The sequence below is a fragment of the Anaerorhabdus sp. genome (assembly GCF_036637135.1).
In the GTDB taxonomy this organism is placed as follows: domain Bacteria; phylum Bacillota_I; class Bacilli_A; order Erysipelotrichales; family Erysipelotrichaceae; genus Anaerorhabdus.
On sequence record NZ_JAVWNC010000014.1, the window covers coordinates 13,747 to 37,163 of the forward strand.

Consider the following 23,417-nt stretch of genomic DNA (forward strand, 5'->3'; position numbering starts at 1 on the left):
AAAACTAAATTCGCATCAAAAACGTATCAAGAATTTTGACAGTCATGATCATAAAAGCCTTTAAACATTGCCTACTGCACACATTGTAAAATAAGTCTAGAAAATAAAATCATATCAAAATCATATCAAATTCGGATTTTCATAAAAAAAGCCCCATTTAATGGGCTGATTTAACTAATGGCGTCCTCGAAAGGATTCGAACCTTCGACCGTACGCTTAGAAGGCGTATGCTCTATCCAACTGAGCTACGAGGACACTGCTATATTATAATAACAAACGCTATCATAATTTGCAACCTTATTTGTACTCTTTTCTCACTATATCCACTACACTACCTTCAATTGTAAGTATTGCGTATGATGGTGTGCTGCCATCACGATTGCGTGAGATAGATCCCGGATTGATTAGATAAATTCCATCCATCTTCCTACATTCGAAGATATGTGTATGTCCAAAACAAACAATATCACAATTACAACTTTTTGCTTTGTTGATTAATAACTCTCGATTATCTAAAAACATTAAGCGATGACCATGAGCTACTAATATACGATGTTCACCCAACTCAAGTACTTTAAAATCAGGTAAATCACCAAAAAAATCATTGTTTCCTCGAACAGCGGCATACCCTGATAAATATTCAGCAGGTAATTCACTATCTCCACAATGGATAAATGCTTCTGCATCTTGATGCATGTTTAAAATATCTCTTAATGGTTCTACTCTTCCATGATTGTCACTTATAACTACTATTTTCATAAATATTAAGATTCCTTTATAATTAATGCCCCTATAATTTTACTAGAAAACAAGAATTTATCAAGAAGAACTTATCATTCTCATTCTTATTTGCTATAATACTCCTAGAGGTGTTACTATGAACAACTTACTTACTTTATATCAAACTTATATTAATCCGATTGTTATTGGATTGTTTGTTGTTATGATTATTATAACATTGTTTTACTTTGTTCGCCTGCTTCTTAGTCTTCGGGGGTTATCGAACAATGTTAATGAGTGTCAAATTCAAATGGATGATATTCATCAACAACTTATTTTAGTTGAAACAAAACGTGATGTTGTTAGTTCTTATTATAAAAAGAAGAAAGCTCAACTTAATTTCTTAGTATCTTGTTTATTCTTCTTACATATTCTAAATCATAAAGATTAAAGGAAAGTTCTCACTTTCCTTTTTAATTTGATATAACTTCACTTAGGCTAAGATTATTATCATGTAGATAACGAGCCATTTCATGACCTACATATCTAAAATGATAGCTTTGTTCTGCTTTATTTGTAAGATAAGCATTTTCTACTTTATATGATTGTACTAATCCAAAACGGTATGCATTTTCTTTTAGCCAGTTGTATTGTTCCGTTTTTGCAAAGTCATTATTGGATAATCCTTCTAATACGAAATCAACACTAAGTCCCAATTGATGTTCAGAATGACCTGGCATGAATTCCATCTTACTCACACTGTCTCCATAGACCTCTTTAGCAGCCTTGTAGAGCTTATCTTGTTCAACATAAGAAATATATCCATTGTCTACTAATAAACCGCCACATGCCCTCTTTATGGCTAATTCTTCATCAATCGCTTGGCATAGGTTTTGCAATGGTTCTTGTAATGCAACATCAACTTCGATATCTTTATCATCTACCGTTGGAATATTTTCATTCAACAATTGTAAATTAAATGGTTTTCTTATACTCAATGTATGGGTATCATCAACAAATGCATTGGCATTCCCCGCATTTGTCACAAGAATTGCATTGGCATTATATGGATCACCATGATCAATCCAGTACAATACTTCATCAAATCGATAATGTACAAGATAATTAGCCAAGGTCATTACATCCATCGCATTACGAGTACGTTCCACCATATTTACAATTGATGCAGGTGTTTCATCCCACAACAATTTATTTAATTCTCGATATTCTGATGCATGATAAATATTGAAGTTATTCTCTTGAATATAAGCAATAAACGTAGCTGGTGCTATGGAGTATTCTATAATGTACTCTATCTCTTCATCATTTAAATATTTTCTAATTAAGCGATTATTTTCTTCATTTTTATATGGATAACGTGATAATTTATCGTAATTCACATTCATAAATGCAAAACATAAGATAGATACAACGAGAATCATGCTTACAAATAGAGCACGTTTAGTTTTCATCTCATTCACCTCTTTCAGTATTATAGCATATTATTCTTCATTCGACTCGCTTAATATTTGGACAACATTCTCAGCGATTTCTCTTGGTAATACTTCCATAAGTTGTTCAATGGAAGCATTTTTTATTTGTTTAAAACTACCAAAATGTTTAAGTAGTTTTTTCTTTCTTACTTCCCCTATACCCTCAATTTCATCCAATATAGATTTAGTTTGTGCTTTTTGACGAAGTTTTCGATGATACGTAATCGCAAACCGATGCACTTCATCTTGCATTCTTGTTAGTAGAAAGAAGAATGGACTATTCTTATCAATTTCTTTTAACTCACCCATTTGATTCATCATGCCTGAGGTATTGTGTTTATCATCCTTTACAAGACCAAATAAGGGGATATCTAAACCTAAAGGATCCAGAATTTGTTTCGCTGCTTCGATTTGTTGAATACCACCATCAACTAAGATACAATCGGGCATACGTACCTCTTCAATCATCAACCGATAATAGCGACGATAAAGAACTTCTTTCATAGAATCTACATCACTGTTCGTCGTATGTAATTTATAGATACGATATTCTGCTTTATTAGGTCGTCCATCATCAAATACAACACATGCCGCAACTGTAAAAGCTCCTGATATATGACTGTTATCGAAGATCTCTACGCGATGTACATCACGATGAGCTAACTCTGAGAATATTTTCATCATGGATGCATCATCATCTAGTTTCGCTTCTATAACATCAAACTTCAAATACAATTGATTCTTTGCATTATTTTCAGCTAAGTCTAATAATTTCTTGCGATAACCTTTTATAGGCACCGTTATCTTTGTTTCCAATGCCTCTTCTAGTACTGTAATATCATCTAAATTTGGCAATACAATCTCTGGTGGTAGTGGATGTTTTTGATAGTATTGTGTCACAAATGAAATAAATTCATCTTGTTCCTCACCATATAGAGGTGACAATGATAATTCACGCTCCAACAACTTACCTTGTCGTATAAAAAATCCTTGAATCGATAAATATCCTTTATCACAATAATAACTAAAGACATCACGATTTGATTTATCTTGTGTTTGTACTTCTTGTTTATCTGCTATGTGTTCAATGGATTGAATTAAATCTCGATACTCAATCGCATTTTCATATTGCATCTTTTCTGTTGCGTCTTGCATTTTCATTTTTAAATCATGCAAAATCTCTTTGTTGTCTCCATTTAAGAAACGTGTAATTTTTTCAACAATACTCAAGTATACTTTAGGATCCACTTCATATTCACAAGGACCAAGACATTGTCCCAAATGGTAATATAGACATACTTTCTTTGGCATCACTTTGCATTTTCTAAGTGGATATAGGGTTTGAAGTAATCGTATTGTTTGATGAGCTGCAGTTGCATCAGGAAAAGGACCGAAATACTTACTTTTTCGATCTTTTTTAGTTTCTCTTACCACTGTTAAGGTTGGATAATCTTCTTTTGTAATCTTAATGTATGGATATGTTTTATCATCCATAAACATAATGTTATATCGCGGACGATGTTTCTTAATTAAATTAATCTCTAGTAATAGTGCTTCTTTCTCTGTCCGAGTAATAAAGAAGTCAAAATCTTTTACATGACTTACCATTTTCGTCGTTTTGAAATCATGTGCTCCAACAAAGTATTGATTTACACGATTCTTAAGTTTCTTTGCTTTTCCAACATAAATAATGGTACCTGTTGCATCTTTCATCAAGTAACATCCAGGTTCCATTGGTAAATTTTGTAGTTTTGCTTGTAAATCAGTATTCATCTTTAACCTCTAAGTGTTACCACTGTTGCTCCTGTTGATCCCTCATTTGGAGCTCCTAGTCTATAGTTTACTACATCCCTATCACTCTTTAAATACTCATGCACAGCTTTTCGTAATGCGCCTGTACCATCACCATGTATAATGCGAACTGTTGCCATGTGATTGAACTTTGCATCATCCATGTATTTTTGTAAAACAGGCAATGCTTCCTCTACTCTTAACCCAATCAAATTACATTCTAGTTTAAAAGATTGAATTTTCTCTGTACGCATAGAAAATACTTTTTTAGGCTTGGTAATGACTTTGTGTGTGTGTTTAATTTTATCTTTCGTTGATTTTACCGTTATCCCATTTAAATCGAGCGTGATTTGGTTTTTATTTACTTGTATTATTTTTGCGATCTGATGTGATTGTCGAATTTCAATTGTATCTCCTACTTTGAATTCTTTTTCTTCAATCTCTTCTTCCTCTTCTTCATCAAGAAGTGTTAATTTTTTCTTCACATCCAAAACTTCATGGTATTTTTCTGTTTCTTGTTTCTTTCTCATTTCATCTAGTATGGCTTGTGCTTCTTCTTTCACCATATGTAAATAGTCTTCAGCTTCTTGTTTTGCTTTCTCGATATTCTTTTCTTTATTTCTTTCAAAAACTTCTTTCTCATTTTGAAGTTCTTTAAACATTTTATTTTGAATCGTTTGTTGTTCAACCAATTTTTCTTTTAATTGTTGGTTCTCCAATACTTGAAGTTCTAGTTTTTCAATTAGACGATCTTCTTCTGTTTTTTGTTGATTCTTTAAAAACTCAGCACTCTTAATAATGCTTTCTTTTAAATTATATCTTCGTGCAATTTCAAATGCATTACTTTGTCCTGTTAAGCCTTCAACAAAATGATAGGTTGGTACTAATTTTTCTACATCAAATTGTACAGAAGAAACTAGAATGTCTTCATGTCGTTTTCCATATGCTTTCAATCGACCATAGTGGGTAGTCGCAACCACTAAACAACCTTTATCACGTAAATCATTTAATATTGCGATGGCTAAACTCTCTCCTTCTTTAGGATCTGTTCCTGAACCTAACTCATCCAATAAAACAAAGCTATCTTTTGTAGCATGTTGACTTACATCCGCAAGTTTTGATAAATGAGCACTGAATGTACTTAAAGATTGTAATACCGATTGATCATCTCCAATATCAATAAAGACATGATCAAAGAAAGGAATTTGTGCTTCTTCTGCACAAACTGGTATACCACAATATGTAAGGAGTACCGCTAAGCCTAAACATTTTAAACTTACAGTTTTACCACCTGTATTTGGTCCTGTAATTAATAAAACTCGGACTGGTTCAATAATACGATATGTGTTCTCTACAACCTTCTTTCGATCAATTAATGGATGTCGAGTATTCTTCAAATAGATTGATTTTTCCTGAGTTAATTGTGCAACACATGCATCTTCTTTTTTACCCCAAGAAGCTTTCGCAAATAGAGCATCTAATATCGCACATGTTTCTAAGTTATTTAAACAATCTTCTGCAATATTAGAAACTACTTCACTACATTCCCAACATATTCTTTCCATTTCTTCTTGTTCTTGATAAAGAAGACTTTGCTTACGATTATTAATTTCTACAAAACTACTTGGTTCAACATAAGCAGTTTGCCCAGAAGCACTTTCTCCATGAATAAAACCACCAAAACTATTTTTATCTCCAGCTTTAACCAAAACTACAACACGATTATTTCTCGTTGTTACAATATTATCAATCATTGAGGAAGCATGTTTTTGCATAAAACGATTTGTTTCAGTTTGTATTTCTCCATCAATTTTAAGTAAAGCTTTTCTAATACCTCTTAATGTATCACTTGCAGTATCTAAAATTTCTCCATCGTCACTAAAACAAGATTCAAGTTTATCTTGAACTTCTTTGAAAATCACAATGGATGAAACCAAATCTTGTAGTTCTTCACACTCTTCTTCAATTCCTTTTGTATAACTTACTATCCCACGTGTTGCGCGAATATGATTCATGGTTTGCACAAAATCAAGTGGTGTTAATGTCATACCCTTTTTCGCTTGTTCCAAAAGAAGTGTAATGTCTTTTAATCCAGTAAGTGGCATCGCTGAATATTTAATTGTACAAGCTAGTGCTTCTTTTATTCGTTTATTCTCTCTACGTAAAACTAATGGGCTAAAGCTTGGTTCAAGGGAAAGAATCTTCTGTTGACCAAGACTAAAAGCACAAAGATTTGCGATTTGATTCTTTATGACTTCAAGTTCAATCCCTGCTGTACTCATCTAATTACCTACCTCATCTAAATTGTTTTCTTCAAACCATTCTTTTAGTGCTTCACGATCATTATCAGAAAGTTCATTCATATCTTCAACTATATTGGATAATGCATTATTTTTCGATAGTGGTTCTTCTAAATCATTAATCAATGTGCTTGTGTTTGTTAAAATTGGTTGTAGCCATGATTGAGTAACATAATTACTTCCATTCGGTATAATAGGTAATGTTAATATAAAAGCCAACAAGACCATCCAAACGGTTGAATAAACGATACTAAATAATGATCCACAAATACTATTCAATTGTTTAAGAATAGGAATATTTTGTAGTACCTTAATGAGCGGTCTAATAATCATTAAACATAATTTTAAAACAATGAAAATAAGAATAAACCAAACAAATTGATTAACGTATCCATAAATAGCATCTTGAAATATGGATGCACTCAATGGTATTAAGTCTTTTGGCCATATTGCAAAATAGGATGCAAGTACTGGAGAAAATAACCACGCTATATAAATTACCGCAATTAATCCAATCAAATCTATTAGTTGTAAAACAAAACCCTTTTTATATCCCATGAAAAACATAACTATATAGAATAGTACAATGCCTCCATTAATCATCATATATGTTAACTCCATTTGTCTCCCTCTCAATCCTTATAATAATAACTAATTCTAAACCGAAGTGCAAATACTATGGTATGATATTAGCGAGGTAAATCTATGTCTACAATTACTCTTTTATTAACTGATCAACAAATAAAACAAATACAAACCACTTTTCAAAGTGAGATACAATCTAAAACACCACCCTATGCCCTATTCCAGTGCAAACTTGAAGGTTGTGTTATTACCGCCTATCAATCAAAAAAAGTTGTTTTTCAAGGTAATGATGCAGAACTATTTGCAAGTGCCTTCAGAAAGACTGAAATCAATGATGATCAAGCAGGAAGTGATGAGGTGGGAACTGGTGACTATTTTGGACCTATTTGTGTTTGTGCTTGTATTGTCACGAGTCAAAATCGACAACAACTTGCACAATTTCAAATTCAAGATTCCAAAGCATTAAAAGATGATTATATTATTCAAATTGCACCTAAGATCATGAAAATTTGTGAATACAGTCTCTGTGTACTTGATAATCATAAATACAATATTGTACAAAGAACGAATAATATGAATCAAATCAAAGCGAAATTACATAACCAAGCGTATGTTAATCTTTCAAAAAAGACAACACTACCTAAACATATCATCATTGATCAATTTACTCCTGAGAAAAACTACTATAACTACATCAAAGGTGAACCCACTATTATTCAAGGTATTCATTTTGAGACAAAAGCAGAGAATAAATATCTTGCAGTTGCATGTGCTTCAGTAATAGCACGATATGCATTTCTTGAATGTCTTAAACAATACGAGGAACATTACCACATGACATTTAAGAAAGGCGCTAGCGATTTAGTCGACCAAAATGCAGCAGAATTTGTCAAAGAATTTGGTTTTGATGAATTGCGTAATGTTGCGAAACTTCATTTCAAGAATACTGATAAATTAAAGGAATATCTCTAGATATTCCCTTTTTCTATATCAATATGAATTGCGATTGTTTCTTGTAACTGGATTAATTTTACACCAGCTGCAATTAACATTTTTTTACTTGCTTTAACCGCATCTGTATCCGCATATTTATCACATTCATACACAATCTTTTTAATACCCGATTGGATGATTGCTTTTGCACATTCATTACATGGAAATAATGAAACATAAATTGCACAGTTTTGAACAGGACGAGGACTGTTTAATATCGCATTAAGTTCTGCATGAACTACAAAGGCGTACTTACTCTCTAACATGCTACCTTCTCTTCCCCATGGAAATTCATCATCATTACAACCACGTGGTAATCCATTATATCCAATACTTACAACACGATTTGTTTCATCAACGATTACAGCACCCACTTGTGTTGAAGGATCTTTAGAACGTAAAGCAGATAAATGAGCCATGCCCATAAAGTATTGATCCCAATTTAATACATTTTCTCTTTTCATCTTATTTCACCTTTGTTAAATCAAATCCATAAAAGCGATTTAATTTTGCTCTCATATTATTACTATAACCACTTAATCCGGCAGAATCAAGATAATCTAAAACTGCTGTATCTGTTAAATAATATATCGGTTTTACATTGTAATTCTTATAACATTGATACCCTAATAATCCAAGTAATAACACAGAAGCAACCATTGCATTTTGTCTAAATACCTTCCATGTCTTATTCTTCGTTAGTAATACCGCAATAAATAATCCACCTATGAAACCACCAATATGTCCAAACATTGAAACACCTGGTATAAATGTAATCAACAAGTTAATTAATAATGTTGAAATAAAACTTTTCGCAACAGCTGGATTGTAGATGACTTTAGAATCAAAACCATACACTAGAAGCGCTGCCATCAAACCATACAATCCTCCACTTAATCCAACAGTAAGTACATTGTCTTGTGCTGCAAAGATAAACAAGCTACCGCATAGAATTGAACCTAGAAGAATAAGTAAGAATTGCCATTTTTTATAAATTCGTTCACAAATTTGTCCAAGTGACATTAATGCAGCCATATTCATTAAGAAATGGAATAAATCAACATGAACAAACCCTACTGTTAATAAACGAAAGAATTCATTTCCTGCAACAATAAACGCTTTATAGTATGCACCCATAATAATACTCGCAGTTACAGCTCCATTATCAATAGAACTTGCGATGAGATTTGTAATCACAAATACAATTAAACAAATAATTCCAATACCATATGTCAAATAAGGCATATCTTTAAATTCTACTTTTGCCTTCTTACGAGGATTGAATGTATCAAATGGTGTTTGTAATTTTGGACCTGATTCTTTGTAGTTATTGATTTCGATAACTGCATTTTGTAAATCAGGGAAAGCATTCGAAATATCTTCACCTGACAAAGATTCATTGTTGATCCCAACTTGAATAAATTCTTCTTCACTTGCTTCAATAACTTCATCTGTCACATGAATATCTAACAACTTTGCATTTTTATGAAAGAACTCACAAATTGCTTTGCTTGTTTCTAATAATCTTGGTTTTTCAAATGTTGTTTGTGAAGCTGCCGTTAATGAAATACGAATAACTGGGTATTCATCACTATTGTTACTTCCTAACCAAATTTCATGATTATTATGTTTTATATCCACAAACTTATATTGATATTTCGCTACAAAGTATTGCGCCAGTTTCATCAAGATTAAGTCTTTTTCAATTGCCATATTAATAACCTCGCATTTCTTCAATTAATGCTTTGAAGTATTCAGGTAATGGTGCTTCAAAAGTCATTGTCTCATTCGTTCTTGGATGTACCAAAGTTAATGCCTTCGCGTGTAAAACTTGTCCCTCCGTATCATTTCTTGTATTACGGAATGAATACTTTGGATCTCCTACAATTGGAAAACCAATGTATTGCATATGAACACGAATTTGATGTGTTCTTCCAGTTTCTAGTTTAAAACTTACTAATGTATATCCTTTAAATCGTTCTTCAACACGAAAATGAGTGACTGCATCACGACCATTTTTATCTGTTACCGTCATTTTTTGACGATCCTTACTATCACGGCCGATAGGTGCATCTATCGTTCCATATTCATGTGGTAATTCACCATGCACAATGGCAATATAATCTCTAGAACATGTTTTATTAGATAATTGTTTTGATATTGCTTCATGTGCTTTATCGTTTTTACACGCAACAATACAACCTGTAGTATCTTTATCAATACGATGCACAATACCTGGTCTTAAAACACCATTAATACCTGATAAATCTTTACAATGGTAAAGTAATCCATTAACCAATGTGTTATCTGGATTACCAGCACCTGGATGGACTACCATCCCTTTTGGTTTATTAACTACAATAATATCTTCATCTTCATAAAGAATATCCAAGTTTAAATCTTGTGCAAATGCTTCAAGTTCTTTTACCTCTGGGATATCAATTGTGATTTCATCATTCACTTTAACTTTATAATTGTTTTTCTTGATTTCATCATTCACAAAAATAAGTCCTTGATCTAATAATTGTTGAATTCTTGATCGAGAAAAATCCTCATTCTTTTCTGATAAGATTTTATCAAGGCGGTTACCCGCTTCATTTTCGTCAATTGTATAATTAATTCTTTCCATCTGTCTCCTCCTTCTTAAATAATGTAATGATTATGAGTAGACCAATTCCTATACATAGTGCTGAGTCGGCAATATTAAAGATTGGAAAATCATAACCAAAGATAATAAAATCTAAAAAATCTCTAACATAACCAAATACAAATCGATCAAATAAATTACCTGCTGCTCCTGCAATCATGAGAGTGATACTGATTCTTTCCCATTTATTCTCTTCTGGAACACGACTATACATATACGCAAATAAGCCAACACCTACAAGCGACATCAAAGTAAGAATACCAACACGGCCGCTAAACATACTCCAAGCAGCACCTGTATTCTTTGCATAAGTAATATAAAAGAAATCATTAATGATTGGAATTTGACGATGCAAATCCAAGTTTGATTGTACTAATAATTTAGAACCTAAGTCCAAAACAAGTACACCTATAAAAATCCAAATATCTCTACGTTTCATATCTTCACCTTTACAAGATGTAATTATACCAAAAAGACTAGTTTTACACTAGTCTTTCCCTCATAGTTTCATCAATTAGAAATCTTGTGATGTTTTAATGAATTCTTCTAATTCATACGGTTCATAACGTTTTTGCATCTTAGTAAGTGCAATATTAAACGCTTTTTCATCATAATCATTCATTCTTTGTTCTCTTAGACAATGCTTAATCTTAGAACTAACATCAAATGACATTGCCCCTTCTTTACGAGCACGTATCTTATTAGAACCATCAATTAGTAAGAATAACGCATTGTAATTTTGGTTATCCTTCAGTGTATTCAAGAATTCTTTTGTCGCATCAAGGATACAAAAAGGAACATCTGAAGTCTCAATTACATCATTTACTTCAATTAAAAATCCATCAATAATTCCCTTTTGAAAATAACTTAAATGAACTTTCTTCTTTCTAAACATTTGAATTTCTTCTTCTACCCAAACAGAATCTTTAATAAAGAAAATCCAAGTTTGTTCTAAAAAATCGAGCCATATGCCATCTTCAATCGTTGTATCGACTACATCTTCCATTTTGTAAGAAATCATGATTATCCTTTATGCAGTAATTGATTTTCTAAATCCTCTGTAAATTGGTTGGTATATAAGCGATAATAATATCCCTTTTTATCCATCAATTCCGTATGAGTTCCAGATTCAACTACTATCCCCTTCTTTATAACTAAGATTATATCGGCATTTACGATCGTTGACAATCGGTGAGCGATAATAAAGCTCGTATGATGCGTTAAAACATGATCAATTGTATGTTGAATTACTTGTTCAGTCTCCGTATCAATGGATGAAGTTGCTTCATCCAATACAAATATTTTTGGATTAACTAGAACTGCACGAGCAAATGAGATTAATTGTTTTTGTCCAGTGGATAATTTCCCTCCACCTTCTCCTACTTCAGTATCATATCCATTATCCAGTTTCACAATAAAGTCATGTGCATTTACAAGTTTACATGCTTCCATGATTTCTTCATCTGTCGCATCCAATCTACCAAAACGAATATTCTCTTTAATTGTTCCCGAGAATAGATGTGGTGATTGAAGCACATAACCTAGTCTTGATCTCAACCAACCCAATGAGCGATCTCGATATTCAACACCATCAATTAAGATTTGTCCTTCTACTGGTTCATAGAAACGACATAACAAGTTAACGATTGTACTTTTACCAGACCCTGTTTCACCTACAAGCGCAACGGTTTGTCCTTCTTTTACTTTTAGATTAAAATTCTTTAATACTGGTTCTCCAGGTAAATAATGGAATGATACATTTCTAAACTCTACATTACCTTCAATAGGTTCATAGTTCTCTGTTTTAGGGTCAAACAATGTACCGTACTTTTCAATTACTTCTGGTTTATCAATAATATCAGGTTCACTGTCTAATAAACTCAATACACGTTCTGCACTAGCTTGAGCCATTTGTAATTCCGCAATTAATCGAGCGATTTGTCGTAAAGGTTCAAAGAATTGCGTTGCATATTGTGTAAACATCATCAATGTACCAAATTGTAAAGTACCTAATAAAACTTCATATCCACCATACCATAATATCGCAGCAGTACTAATTGATCCAAGTCCCATAACAATTGGCATAAATAAAGCAGAGAGTGTTGCTGCCTTAATACTTGAACGGCGCATATTTTGTGTTTCTTCTTCAAATTCTTTGAAGTTTTTCTCTTCAAGAACTAAAGTTTTTGTTGTTTTGGCTCCTGTAATGCCTTCATTGAATCCACTTGTAATACGTGAATTAATTTTACGTACAGAACGATAATTTTTAAGAATTCGTATTTGGAACCAAACACTTAAGTACGCAAGAATTGGAACTACAATTAATACAAGTAACGCTAATTTCCAATTCACAATTAACATTACGATGGTAACACCAATCATAACGCTAAAGCCCCATACTAAATCCATTAAACTCCATGATAAGATTTCTGCAAGTCGTCCAATGTCACTAGTCATACGCGCCATTAACCAACCAATAGGTGTCTTATCAAAATAAGAGAATGATAATGATTGTAGTTTATGAAATGCTTTTTCTCTTACTTCATACGCAAAATTCATTTCGATTTTTCCTGCTTGTAAGAAGAATAAGTAAACGATTGCTGCTTGTGCAATAATTCCGACAATAAAGACTAGTGTAAAGATTGTCAATTTGTAGTCAATGACTCCATTTCCTACAAAGTAATCAATTGCGATTTTATTCATGAATGGAAATGCAACATCCAAAATGGCAATAAAGAAGTTCAATGAAAATAAAATATATAAGTTCTTTTTTTGTGATTTCATCATTCCTAAAATCTTACGCCATAGTCCCGTATCTAATGATTCAGTATTGAATTCTTGTTCTTGGAATTGACTACTCATTGTCATCACCTCCTCGAATAAATGAACTTTGTATCTCGTAAATACGTTTATATAAGCCATCCTCATGAATCAATGACTCATGATTTCCAATTTGTGTAATTCTTCCATCTTCTATGACTAGTATTTTATCTGCATCTTGAGCAGAAGATACACGTTGAGTAATAATAATTTTTGTTGTTTCTTTATTCAATTCATTCAATGCATGACGAATGTTTGCATCTGTTTCAGTATCAACAGCACTTAAACTATCATCAAATATTAAGATTGGTGTTTCATTAATAATTGTACGTGCAATCGCAATTCTTTGTTTTTGACCACCAGACAATGTAACACCCTTTTCACCTACAAGCGTTTCATATCCTTGTTCAAATTCTTGAATTACTTCATGAACTGACGCCACTCTTGCAGCACGTTCAACTTTACCTTCATCAGAAAAGCGATTTGCCAAACGAATGTTGTCATGAATTGTTTTAGAAAATAAGAATGGTTCTTGCAATACAATACCAATATGACGACGAATGTGTTCTCTTTGAATCTTATTTAATTCAACACCATCCATTTTGATTGAACCACCTGTGTAATCATATAAGCGAGAGAGTAAATGAACTAACGTTGATTTACCTGCTCCTGTAGGACCTATAATCGCAACAGTTTCGCCTTTATCAATTGTGAATGAAATATCTCTTAGAATTGGTTCATTTGCATCATGATATTGAAAATCACAATGTTCAAATTCAATCTTACCTTCAATTGTAGGTGTTAATCCTGTTGTGATATCTTCTATTGGCTCATTTAATATTTCATTTAAACGTCCAACCGATACAGTGGCTTTACCTATATCCGCAAGTATTCTTCCTAAGTTACGAATTGGCCATAAAATCATTGTTTCATAAGAGATGAAAACAAAGAAATTACCAACGGAAATATTTCCAGCGATAGCAGTAAAAATACCTACCACTAGAATCAACAAGATTTGAGACAAACAAATCAAGTCACTCGTACTCCAGTAAATCCCCAACAAACGAATTAATTTGAATGTTAAATCTTTAAATACTTCATTCTTCTTTTGGAATCGATCAATCTCATATCGTTCACGATTGAAAGCTTTGATAACACGAATCCCAGATAAACTTTCTTGGATCGTTGTTGTCATAACACCTTCTGCTTCATCTGACTCTAAGAATGTCTTTTGTGTGTTCTTAAAGAAAACATACGCATAGAAAATCAATAATGGCATACTTACAATCGCAAGAATTGCCATTGGTGGATAAATAGAAAATAATACAATGATTGCGATAACTGCGGTCGCAACTGAATAAATCATTTCTGATAGTTGTCCTGCAAATACTTTACGTACTTGTTCAACATCACTTGTACAACGTTGAACTAAATCACCGGTTTTTGCTGAAACATGATAAGCGTATGGTAAATGTTGTAGATGATCATATAGATCATTACGAATATGGTAACTCATATTTTCTGATATAACACCATTTAAGCGTCCTCTAATAAAAACACCTAAACAGACAAATACGTTAACTAACAGTACACACGCTGCACCTATCCATAAGTTTTGTCTAACATAATCACGTCCACCTAAGAATTGAAGAATACTTCCAAACAATTCATTAGTGATGGGTTTGTTATCAATGATATTATCAATGAAAAAACTAAAGATAAGTGGTGAAACTAAATTTAAAAATGCATAAAGTAATGTAACTACAATCATAAAATAAAGCTTAAATTGATTGTCTTTGCAATACTTCTTCACAAAATCCCATGTATTCATGGTCATTTCCCCCTCTACTAAAATAAAATAAAAAACACTTTACGTGCTTTTTATCAAGTTTAATGGAATTCCTCCATTAAACATTTCGCGATTTGATCTGGACAAGAAGTTTTCTTGTTACCACAAGTAATCCCGTTAAAAGCACTAATGACTTCCTCTACGGTCTTGCCTTTGATAATACTACAGATCCCTTTTAGGTTTCCATCACATCCACCTGTGATTTGTACATCTTTGATAATATTATCTTCACACTCAAATTCAAAGAGTCGTGAACAAGTTCCGTTAGGTTTATATGTAAATTTCTTTACTGACATGATGCCACCTCCTTTACAACAATATTATGATACCATAATTTATTTATCTATTAAAGTTTTTATCAAACTTTTTAAACACTGCATTATCTGCAATAACTAATAGACGATCATTTTGCTCTATTACATATTCTGCATCAGGAGAGATTGATAAATGCTCACCTGGTTTTTTACGAATACCTAAGATATTAATTCCATAATCTGCACGCAAGTTTAAATTCTTAAGCGATTTAGATACCCAACTTTCTGGTGCAATAATTTCTACAACACTGTATTCTGAATCAATATCAATTAAATCAACTATATTTCTTGAGATTAATTGCTTAGCAACACGCTCACCCATTTCCTTTTCAGGACGAATGACACGATCCGCACCAATTTTTTCAAAAATTTGCATGAATTTCTTATTTTTAGCCTTGGCTAAAACATAAGGAACACCCAATTCTTTTAAATTCATAATCGCCATAATACTGTCTTCTAAATGTGATCCTGTTGCAACTACTGCAACATCACAATCTTGAATACCAATTGAACGTAATTGTTCAATATCAGTAATATCAGCTTGAACAGCATTTGTAACGAATTCTGCAATACGATCCACACATGTAATGTCACGATCAACTGCAATGATTTCATAGTTATAATCTGATAATGCTTTAGCAATTGTAGACCCAAAAATACCTAAACCCAAAATTGCATATGTTTTACTTTTGTTTGACATAGAGTTCTCCTAACCTATTAATATATCCCCGTGGGCATATGATATTTCTTTTGTCTTTGCTTTTGACTTAACTCTAAAGAGTAAGACAAGAATTGTGATAGGACCAACACGTCCTATAAACATCAACAAGATGATGACAATTTTTCCAACACTTGATAATAATGGTGTTACATCCATCGACAATCCTACAGTAGCGATAGCTGAGAAGCATTCAAAGATATTAGCTAAGAATGATGTACTTTCAGTGATAGATAAGATAATAATCGCAATTACAAGTGATGTTAAATAGATAATTGTGACCACGTAGGCTTTCATGAAGTTTTCTCGTGGTATATCACGTTTCATAACATTAATGTGATTATCATTTCTTAATACAAACAACACAAAGATGAATAACATCGCAAATGTTGTTGTTTTAATACCCCCAGCAGTTCCTCCTGGAGATCCACCAATAAACATAAATAAACACATAATAAACTGTGTAGCAGGTTTTAATGCCGCTATTGGAAGCGTTGCAAACCCTGCTGTACGTAATGTTGTTGATTGAAAGAACGATGCCATCCACTTACTTCCTTCTGATAAAGGACCTAAAGTAGCTGGGTTATTAAATTCTAAAGCATAAATAATTACTGTACCCGATAACAATAAGAATGCAGTCATGAATAAGACAATTCTTGTATGAACTGACAATTTATTCGCGATTTTTCTAAAGCCACCTTTTCCTTTAAATAGGATAGAGACATGTTTACGTAAATCAAACCATACAATAAACCCTAATCCACCAGTTATGATTAATCCAGCAACAGTGAAGTTAATCAAAGGATCATTAACAAATGGAATTAAACTCGATGTTGTGATGTTATCTAAACCTGCATTACAAAATGCAGATACCGATAAAAAGATTGAATTAAAGATGCCATCAAACCAACCATAAGCCGGTATAAAGCGAATAGAGAACAACAATACTCCTATTGTTTCAAATATTAACGTATAAATGACAATACCTTTGATAAACTTTGGAATATCACGTAAATCCGATTTACCTAGTGAATCTTGTAATAACTTTTTTTCTCCAATAAATAATTTATGTTTCATTAAAGACATTATTAAGGATAATAGTGTCATTAACCCAAGTCCCCCGACTTGCATTAAACATATGATAACAATATGACCTAATCGATTGTATTGTTCTACAACCGGATAAGGCACTAACCCGGTAACGCATGTTGCACTAGTTGCAACAAATAAGTTATCCAAGAAACTTGCGGGTGTTTCTATATTTGTTATAGGTAAACATAAAAGTAACGTTCCAACAAAAATTACAAAGGCAAAACTAAGTGCCAACATTGGCATTGCACCAACCTTTTTAAATAATAATTGTCGTATAGACATATTAGCCTTATTCATAAAATCCCCTTTATCTATAGCAATATTTAGTTTACTCCTTTATAAATAAAAAGCAACAGTAACATATATAGTTATTTCTTTCACAACAAAGAAATAACTATACATTATTAAATGTTTGTGTTATAGTTTTCCTTTGGAGAAATAAAATATGAAATTTAACGAATTACAATTATCAAAAGAAATGCTTCGAGCTATTCAAGATTGTGGTTATAACGAAGCTACTTATATCCAAAGTGCTTGTATTCCAGTTCTGTTAACTGGAGGAGATATTTTGGGTCAATCACAAACAGGGACTGGTAAAACAGCTGCCTTTGGCGTTCCATTAATCGAGTTAACAGAAGTATCAAAGCACAAAAGACCCCAAGCATTAATTCTTACTCCTACTCGTGAACTAGCTTTACAAGTAGTTGAAGAAATCCGCAAGTTTGCAAAGTATAAAGAAGGATTACGTACTGTATGTTTATATGGTGGTTCTCCTATCCAAAGACAAATTCTCGACATGAAAAAAGGTTGTGACATTGTTGTTGGATGTCCAGGTCGTGTGCTCGATCACTTAAGAAGACACACACTTAAGATGGAAAACTGTACCAAACTTGTCTTAGATGAAGCAGACGAAATGCTTAACATGGGATTTAGAGAAGATATTGAAGCTATTATTAAGGAGTTACCAGAAGAAAGACAAACTATTCTATTTTCTGCAACAATGCCTAAAGCGATCCTTGATATTACTAAATTATATCAAACTAACCCTGTTCACATTAAAACACCTGCAACAGAATTAACAGCTGCAAAGATTGAACAAGTTGTTTATGAATGTAAACAAAGTGATAAACGTGAAGTATTAATTCAATTAATTGAGCTTCAACGTCCTAATCTTGCGATGGTTTTCTGTAACACAAAGAAGATGGTTGATGATCTAACAAGCGATTTAGTTGCTAAAGGTTACCCTGCTGCTGCAATTCATGGTGACATGAAACAAGAAGCACGTGCAAACGTTATGGAACGATTCAAAAGTAGAAAAATCAATATTCTAGTTGCAACTGATGTTGCTGCTCGTGGTATCGATGTTGACAGTATGGATGTTGTTTACAATTTTGACTTCCCTCAAGAAGCTGAGTATTATGTTCACCGCATTGGTAGAACTGCTCGTGCTGGTAAAGAAGGACTTGCCGTTACTTTATTAACACCTAGACAAAGAGGTCTAGTTCGTGAATTAGAACGTACTACAAAATCAAAAATTGAAACTAAACCATTACCAAATCAAAAAATGATTAGAGAAATTCGCTCTAACCAAATTAAAGAAGATATGAAAAACATGCTTAATGAAGCAGTTTCTAAGGAAATTGAAGAATTAGTAAATGAATTTCAAACTCAAGGATACACAGATAGAGAACTTGCTTTAGCTCTTGCAAACAACATGTTTGCATCAAGTTTATTACAAGAAATCAAAGTTGCTGATAAACAACCTAATTCTCTTAAAGTTAATTCTAAAGACAAAGCTACAATTGAAATCAATTTAGGCCATCGTCATAAAGTAAGCCCTGCTCACTTATTAAGTGCTATTGCAGAAGCTACAGGATTAAGTGGTAAAGATATTGGTAAGATTAACATCGAAGATCGCTCTTCAACTGTTGATGTACCAAAAGAAGTTATCAAAGATATTCTTAGAGATCTTAAAAACGCAACAATCAAAGGATATGCCATTGAAGTTACGCAAGTATCTGGTGGTGGTTCTAGAGATCGTGGTGATTCTAGAGGTAGAGACAGAAAACCTAGAACAGATTCTAGAAGATCTGATCGCAAGCCTGATGAAAAACGCACTGAACGCAAGACAGATGATCGTCGTAGTGATCGCAAATCAAGCAGTCGCTTTGATGATAGAAAACCTGCTCGTAAAGATGACAGAGATTCTAAACCAAAACGCGAAAGAAAACCTAGAAAAGAAGATTAATAAAATGCCATTAGCAATTTCGCTAGTGGCATTTTCTTTTGATTAATAGTTAAGTGGGTGAACCATGAAATAGGATTTTGCATGGTTACATACAGGACAAACTTCAGGAGCTTCTTTACCAACATGTAAATGTCCGCAATTTCTACATTCCCAAACAGTTTCTTCTTTCTTAACAAACACTTCACCATTTTCAATGTTTGCTAATAACTTTTTATAACGTTCTTCATGCGTTTTTTCAATTGCAGCTACTCCACGCATTGTCGTAGCGATTTCTGGAAAACCTTCTTCATCAGCTTCATCTGCCATACGAGCATACATATCTGTCCACTCATAGTTTTCACCTGCTGCAGCATCTTTTAAGTTATCCATTGTAGTTCCTATACCGTGGAATAATTTAAACCATAATTCAGCATGTTCTTTTTCGTTGTCTGCAGTTTGAATGAATAAGGCAGAAATTTGCTCATAACCCTCTTTTTTAGCTTTGCTTGCATAATAAGTATACTTATTGCGAGCTTGGCTTTCTCCTGCAAAAGCATCCATTAAATTCTTTTCAGTTTTTGTTCCTTTTAAATCTTTCATGTTTTATTTCTCCTTTTACACTTTTATTATAACGCAATTTACATAGGATAAGTTAGTTTTTATCCTAATGCAACATCAAGAATCATCATGATAACAAAACCCACAATACAACCCATGGTTGAAAAGTGCGTTGCTTCATGTCCTCCCGATTGGCTTTCTGGTATGAGTTCTTCAGTAACAACATAAATCATTGCTCCTGCAGCAAACGCTAAAGCATAAGGTAAAATTGGACGAATAGCTGTAACTAGGAAAGCTCCTAGAATTGCAGATACAGGTTCAACTAAACCACTTGCTTGACCATATAGAAACGCCTTTGTGCGTGATAAACCCTCTTTTCTCAAAGGAATCGATACCGCTGCTCCTTCAGGAAAGTTTTGAATACCAATACCCAGTGCAACGGTAAACGCCGCAATTAATTCTGCTGGACTTGCATTTTGTGCAAGCAATCCAAATGCTACCCCTACGGCAAGACCCTCTGGAATATTATGCAAAGTGATTGAAAATACGAGTAATATACTTCTTTTTAATTTCGTTGGTACACCTTCAATGTGATTTGAATTATCTTGAAAGTGCATATGTGGTATTAAATGGTCTGATATCCAAAGAAAAACAGCACCCGCTAGAAATCCAATCGCAACAACTACCCAAGGTATCATATTTAAATCCTCGGATAATTCAATAGCTGGGGCAAGCAAAGAAAAGAAACTTGCCGCAATCATGACCCCTGATGCAAATCCTAACATACCATTCAATATTTTTTGGTTTATGTCTTTAAAAAAGAAAACAAGTGCTGCCCCTAAAGCAGTCATAAACCAAGTGAACAATGAAGCACACAGTGCCAACGCGACTGGACCCATTGCTATTAGTTGATCAATGTTCATAAAATCCCTCCACTATAATTATTGATATTTCGTATCAAAAAGGCAAGCAATATGCATTGAAAAAGGATTATTTTCATAATCCTTAATATAGTTCATAAAATTTACGTACACCGCTTGTTTTTAAATAGAACCAGAAAGCAACATCCAATAAACTAATAATTCCAATTAGTAAAAGAATAAATAGCTTAGGATCCATCACCGATGTCGCATTAACATATATAAAAATAATTGCAAATCCAAGAATCATTCCTCCAAAGATTGATATGAATGAACTCATACTTTGTTTGATAACAATAATTTCTCGGTCGAATTCCAATTTTGGAAAATTTATGTTTACACATAACCCAAATAATCCAACAAAAATACCGAGTACAAAAACAAGAAGTAATCCCATGAGAATTTCAAGTATCGAAAACCCCAAACCAATACTCACAGTCAATAAACCAATTGAAGATGGAACCCAAATTACGAACGCATTTGCTAATGCCTTTGAAATAAAAATCGTTGTTGTAGCAACAGGTAATGTTTTGGTAATCCAAAATTGTTTACCTTCAAGTGAAATACTAACTGAAGATGTTGGTGTCATAAATGCAAACAAACAAATTGCAACACATACTAAACCAAACAACATTGGCATTACTTCAAATCCAAAGGCATCAAATTGTTGTAGCATTTGAAATACGGTTTCCCTATTCAACATCAAATATATACCACCAATAACAAGCATAACTTGACCCATTCCCATGTTCATAAAATACATCATATTTGATGTAAACTTAGATATTTCTTTGTTACATAATGCGAAGAGCGGTGACTTTCCTTGTCCTTTTCTGAGTTTGAAATTCTTTGCTTTATATCCATTTTGAACTGTACTATTAATTGTGATAAATGTCTTGCTAAATAAATAAACAAATAACGCGAAGACACCACCATTAATCACAACTACCAAGATAAAATCAATAACATTTCCAGTAATTGCACCGTGAACATAAATATATACAGGATATAAATATGTCTTCATGAGATTTACAACTCCCACTAATACTTCTTCAGGAATTACAGTTCCTTCCATTGATGACAGTGAGAAAGACCCTATCATAATTCCGCCAAACAGAATAATTGATCCTAAATTAATCAATAAATTTTTGTGTTTTCCATTTCCAGCAAGCTTACGAATTAGAAAAGCAAGTAAGCTTGAAATCGTAATTGGAATGAGTGGTAAAAATAAGATTCCAAGAAAACCAAAAATATAATAAAGAATTCCCATTGACTCATAGATTCCAAAAATAACCAACGCGGGTAGCAAAAACAAGAAACAATACATATACATCATGATAACAAAAGACAAAACTTTAGCGAGAAAGACAGTTGTTCTCGATATTGGCCATGTCATCAATAAATCAAAATCTTTAAACTGAAATAATTGACCTTGAGCAGTTGTTATCGAGAAGATAAACACCAACAATACCGTTGCACTTGTCATTGTATATAAAACAAGATCCTTATAACCTACAGGTAAACTACTGTAAATGCCCATACTGTATGTAGCAGATGCAAAAATTAAACTGACCACAATAACTAGAAACAACACAATTCCTTTTGAACCATTTGATCCAGATCTTACTGTTGACTTGATCATATTCATAATTTGTATTTTAGCAATTTCTAAAAACTTTTTCATTTTTCTAATCCAAGGAAGATTTCTTCAAGTGATTCATTTCGAATAATTTCATCCGTTTCTCCTTGTAATACAATTTGTCCTTCTTTTAATATCGCAACTTTATCACACAGCTTCTCAACAACTTCCAATACATGTGATGAAAAGAAAATGGAACAACCTTCATCACAAATTTTCCTCATTCTTTTCTTCAATGTAAATGCTGCTTTGGGATCTAACCCAACGAAGGGTTCATCAAGAACCAACAACTTTGGTTGATGAACAAATGCGCAAATTAGTGCTAACTTTTGTTTCATCCCGTGAGAATAGGAACTAATTGAATCTCCTAGATTTGTATCCAATTCCAATTCTTTTGAAAGTTCCTCAATACGAGCTAATCTAACTTCATTTGGTACACCATACAAATCACAGATAAAATTAATATATTTAATCCCCGTTAAATGTTCATACAAATCTGGATTATCTGGTATATATGCCATCACTTGTTTACAAGCGATTGGATCTTTCTTAATACTTTTACCATCAATTAAAACCTCGCCACTTTCAAAATCAAGAATACCTACAACACTTCGAATTGTCGTGGTTTTTCCTGCTCCATTATGACCAATAAAACCAAATATTTCTCCACTTGAAACCTCAAGGTTAATCCCTTTTACTATTTCTTTTTGTCCATAAGATTTATGGAAATTCTTAATTTCTAACATCATTT

General features: G+C 32.8%; 22 protein-coding genes and 1 tRNA gene. 3 read left to right on the plus strand and 20 right to left on the minus strand.

The window, feature by feature from the left end:
- Nucleotides 1–178: 178 nt before the first annotated feature.
- Together RR643_RS04090 and RR643_RS04095 are read right to left on the minus strand one after the other, a co-directional pair.
- Nucleotides 179–255 (minus strand) — tRNA-Arg (locus RR643_RS04090).
- Nucleotides 256–297: 42 nt separating this feature from the next.
- On the minus strand, nucleotides 298–759 hold the full coding sequence (locus RR643_RS04095) for a metallophosphoesterase (protein ID WP_332482404.1): 462 nt from the start codon (nucleotides 757–759) through the stop codon (nucleotides 298–300).
- A 118-nt stretch (nucleotides 760–877) separates the two neighbouring features.
- Here RR643_RS04095 and RR643_RS04100 point away from each other — a divergent pair, with 118 nt between their 5' ends.
- A complete protein-coding gene (locus tag RR643_RS04100; RefSeq protein WP_332468855.1) occupies nucleotides 878–1,171 on the plus strand; it encodes a hypothetical protein in 294 nt (97 codons plus the stop codon).
- 22 nt (nucleotides 1,172–1,193) lie between these two features.
- Here RR643_RS04100 and RR643_RS04105 read toward each other — a convergent pair whose 3' ends face one another.
- From RR643_RS04105 to RR643_RS04120, 4 genes are read right to left on the minus strand one after another with little or no spacing between them, the layout of a single operon-like run.
- Nucleotides 1,194–2,192 (minus strand): D-alanyl-D-alanine carboxypeptidase family protein, encoded by a 999-nt coding sequence (locus RR643_RS04105; protein ID WP_332468856.1) that lies wholly within the window; start codon nucleotides 2,190–2,192, stop codon nucleotides 1,194–1,196.
- A 30-nt stretch (nucleotides 2,193–2,222) separates the two neighbouring features.
- Nucleotides 2,223–3,986, minus strand: coding sequence for an excinuclease ABC subunit UvrC (gene uvrC, locus RR643_RS04110; RefSeq protein WP_332482405.1), 1,764 nt, complete (start codon nucleotides 3,984–3,986; stop codon nucleotides 2,223–2,225).
- A gap of 2 nt (nucleotides 3,987–3,988) precedes the next feature.
- The gene (locus RR643_RS04115) at nucleotides 3,989–6,286 is read right to left on the minus strand and encodes an endonuclease MutS2 (protein WP_332482406.1); all 2,298 of its coding nucleotides are present in this window, start codon (nucleotides 6,284–6,286) and stop codon (nucleotides 3,989–3,991) included.
- Nucleotides 6,287–6,925 (minus strand): CvpA family protein, encoded by a 639-nt coding sequence (locus RR643_RS04120; protein WP_332468859.1) that lies wholly within the window; start codon nucleotides 6,923–6,925, stop codon nucleotides 6,287–6,289.
- An 84-nt stretch (nucleotides 6,926–7,009) separates the two neighbouring features.
- Here RR643_RS04120 and rnhC point away from each other — a divergent pair, with 84 nt between their 5' ends.
- Entirely contained in the window at nucleotides 7,010–7,861 is an 852-nt protein-coding gene (gene rnhC / locus RR643_RS04125; RefSeq protein WP_332468860.1) for a ribonuclease HIII, read from the plus strand.
- Here rnhC and RR643_RS04130 read toward each other — a convergent pair.
- The 10 genes from RR643_RS04130 to RR643_RS04175 form a co-directional block, all read right to left on the minus strand.
- Complete coding sequence (locus RR643_RS04130) at nucleotides 7,858–8,346, minus strand: deoxycytidylate deaminase (protein WP_332468861.1); 489 nt, start codon at nucleotides 8,344–8,346, stop codon at nucleotides 7,858–7,860. The genes rnhC and RR643_RS04130 overlap by 4 nt on opposite strands.
- 1 nt (nucleotide 8,347) lies before the next feature.
- Nucleotides 8,348–9,595 (minus strand): rhomboid family intramembrane serine protease, encoded by a 1,248-nt coding sequence (locus RR643_RS04135; protein WP_332468862.1) that lies wholly within the window; start codon nucleotides 9,593–9,595, stop codon nucleotides 8,348–8,350.
- Between the two features lies 1 nt (nucleotide 9,596).
- Entirely contained in the window at nucleotides 9,597–10,511 is a 915-nt protein-coding gene (locus RR643_RS04140; RefSeq protein WP_332468863.1) for an RluA family pseudouridine synthase, read from the minus strand.
- On the minus strand, nucleotides 10,498–10,968 hold the full coding sequence (gene lspA, locus RR643_RS04145) for a signal peptidase II (RefSeq protein WP_332468864.1): 471 nt from the start codon (nucleotides 10,966–10,968) through the stop codon (nucleotides 10,498–10,500). Before lspA ends, RR643_RS04140 begins: the two co-directional genes overlap by 14 nt.
- A 75-nt stretch (nucleotides 10,969–11,043) precedes the next feature.
- Nucleotides 11,044–11,550: a hypothetical protein gene (locus RR643_RS04150; protein ID WP_332468865.1), complete on the minus strand. Its 507-nt coding sequence runs from the start codon at nucleotides 11,548–11,550 to the stop codon at nucleotides 11,044–11,046.
- 2 nt (nucleotides 11,551–11,552) lie between these two features.
- Nucleotides 11,553–13,391 (minus strand): ABC transporter ATP-binding protein, encoded by a 1,839-nt coding sequence (locus tag RR643_RS04155; protein WP_332482407.1) that lies wholly within the window; start codon nucleotides 13,389–13,391, stop codon nucleotides 11,553–11,555.
- Entirely contained in the window at nucleotides 13,384–15,180 is a 1,797-nt protein-coding gene (locus RR643_RS04160) for an ABC transporter ATP-binding protein (RefSeq protein WP_332468867.1), read from the minus strand. Before RR643_RS04160 ends, RR643_RS04155 begins: the two co-directional genes overlap by 8 nt.
- A gap of 59 nt (nucleotides 15,181–15,239) precedes the next feature.
- On the minus strand, nucleotides 15,240–15,494 hold the full coding sequence (locus tag RR643_RS04165) for a TIGR03905 family TSCPD domain-containing protein (protein ID WP_332468868.1): 255 nt from the start codon (nucleotides 15,492–15,494) through the stop codon (nucleotides 15,240–15,242).
- A gap of 43 nt (nucleotides 15,495–15,537) precedes the next feature.
- On the minus strand, nucleotides 15,538–16,212 hold the full coding sequence (locus RR643_RS04170; protein WP_332468869.1) for a potassium channel family protein: 675 nt from the start codon (nucleotides 16,210–16,212) through the stop codon (nucleotides 15,538–15,540).
- Between the two features lie 9 nt (nucleotides 16,213–16,221).
- The gene (locus RR643_RS04175) at nucleotides 16,222–17,619 is read right to left on the minus strand and encodes a TrkH family potassium uptake protein (RefSeq protein WP_332468870.1); all 1,398 of its coding nucleotides are present in this window, start codon (nucleotides 17,617–17,619) and stop codon (nucleotides 16,222–16,224) included.
- A gap of 148 nt (nucleotides 17,620–17,767) precedes the next feature.
- Between RR643_RS04175 and RR643_RS04180 the strand changes: the two genes are divergently transcribed.
- The gene (locus tag RR643_RS04180) at nucleotides 17,768–19,570 is read left to right on the plus strand and encodes a DEAD/DEAH box helicase (RefSeq protein ID WP_332468871.1); all 1,803 of its coding nucleotides are present in this window, start codon (nucleotides 17,768–17,770) and stop codon (nucleotides 19,568–19,570) included.
- Between the two features lie 42 nt (nucleotides 19,571–19,612).
- Here the strand turns inward: RR643_RS04180 and rbr are convergent, their stop codons facing one another.
- From rbr to RR643_RS04200, 4 genes are all read right to left on the minus strand, one after another.
- Entirely contained in the window at nucleotides 19,613–20,149 is a 537-nt protein-coding gene (rbr, locus tag RR643_RS04185) for a rubrerythrin (protein ID WP_332468872.1), read from the minus strand.
- Between the two features lie 59 nt (nucleotides 20,150–20,208).
- On the minus strand, nucleotides 20,209–21,030 hold the full coding sequence (locus tag RR643_RS04190) for a ZIP family metal transporter (protein ID WP_332468873.1): 822 nt from the start codon (nucleotides 21,028–21,030) through the stop codon (nucleotides 20,209–20,211).
- Nucleotides 21,031–21,112: 82 nt separating this feature from the next.
- Nucleotides 21,113–22,711, minus strand: coding sequence for a putative ABC transporter permease subunit (locus tag RR643_RS04195; RefSeq protein WP_332482408.1), 1,599 nt, complete (start codon nucleotides 22,709–22,711; stop codon nucleotides 21,113–21,115).
- Nucleotides 22,708–23,412 (minus strand): ABC transporter ATP-binding protein, encoded by a 705-nt coding sequence (locus tag RR643_RS04200; RefSeq protein ID WP_332468875.1) that lies wholly within the window; start codon nucleotides 23,410–23,412, stop codon nucleotides 22,708–22,710. The genes RR643_RS04195 and RR643_RS04200 overlap by 4 nt, the downstream gene beginning before the upstream one ends.
- Nucleotides 23,413–23,417 lie beyond the last annotated feature (5 nt).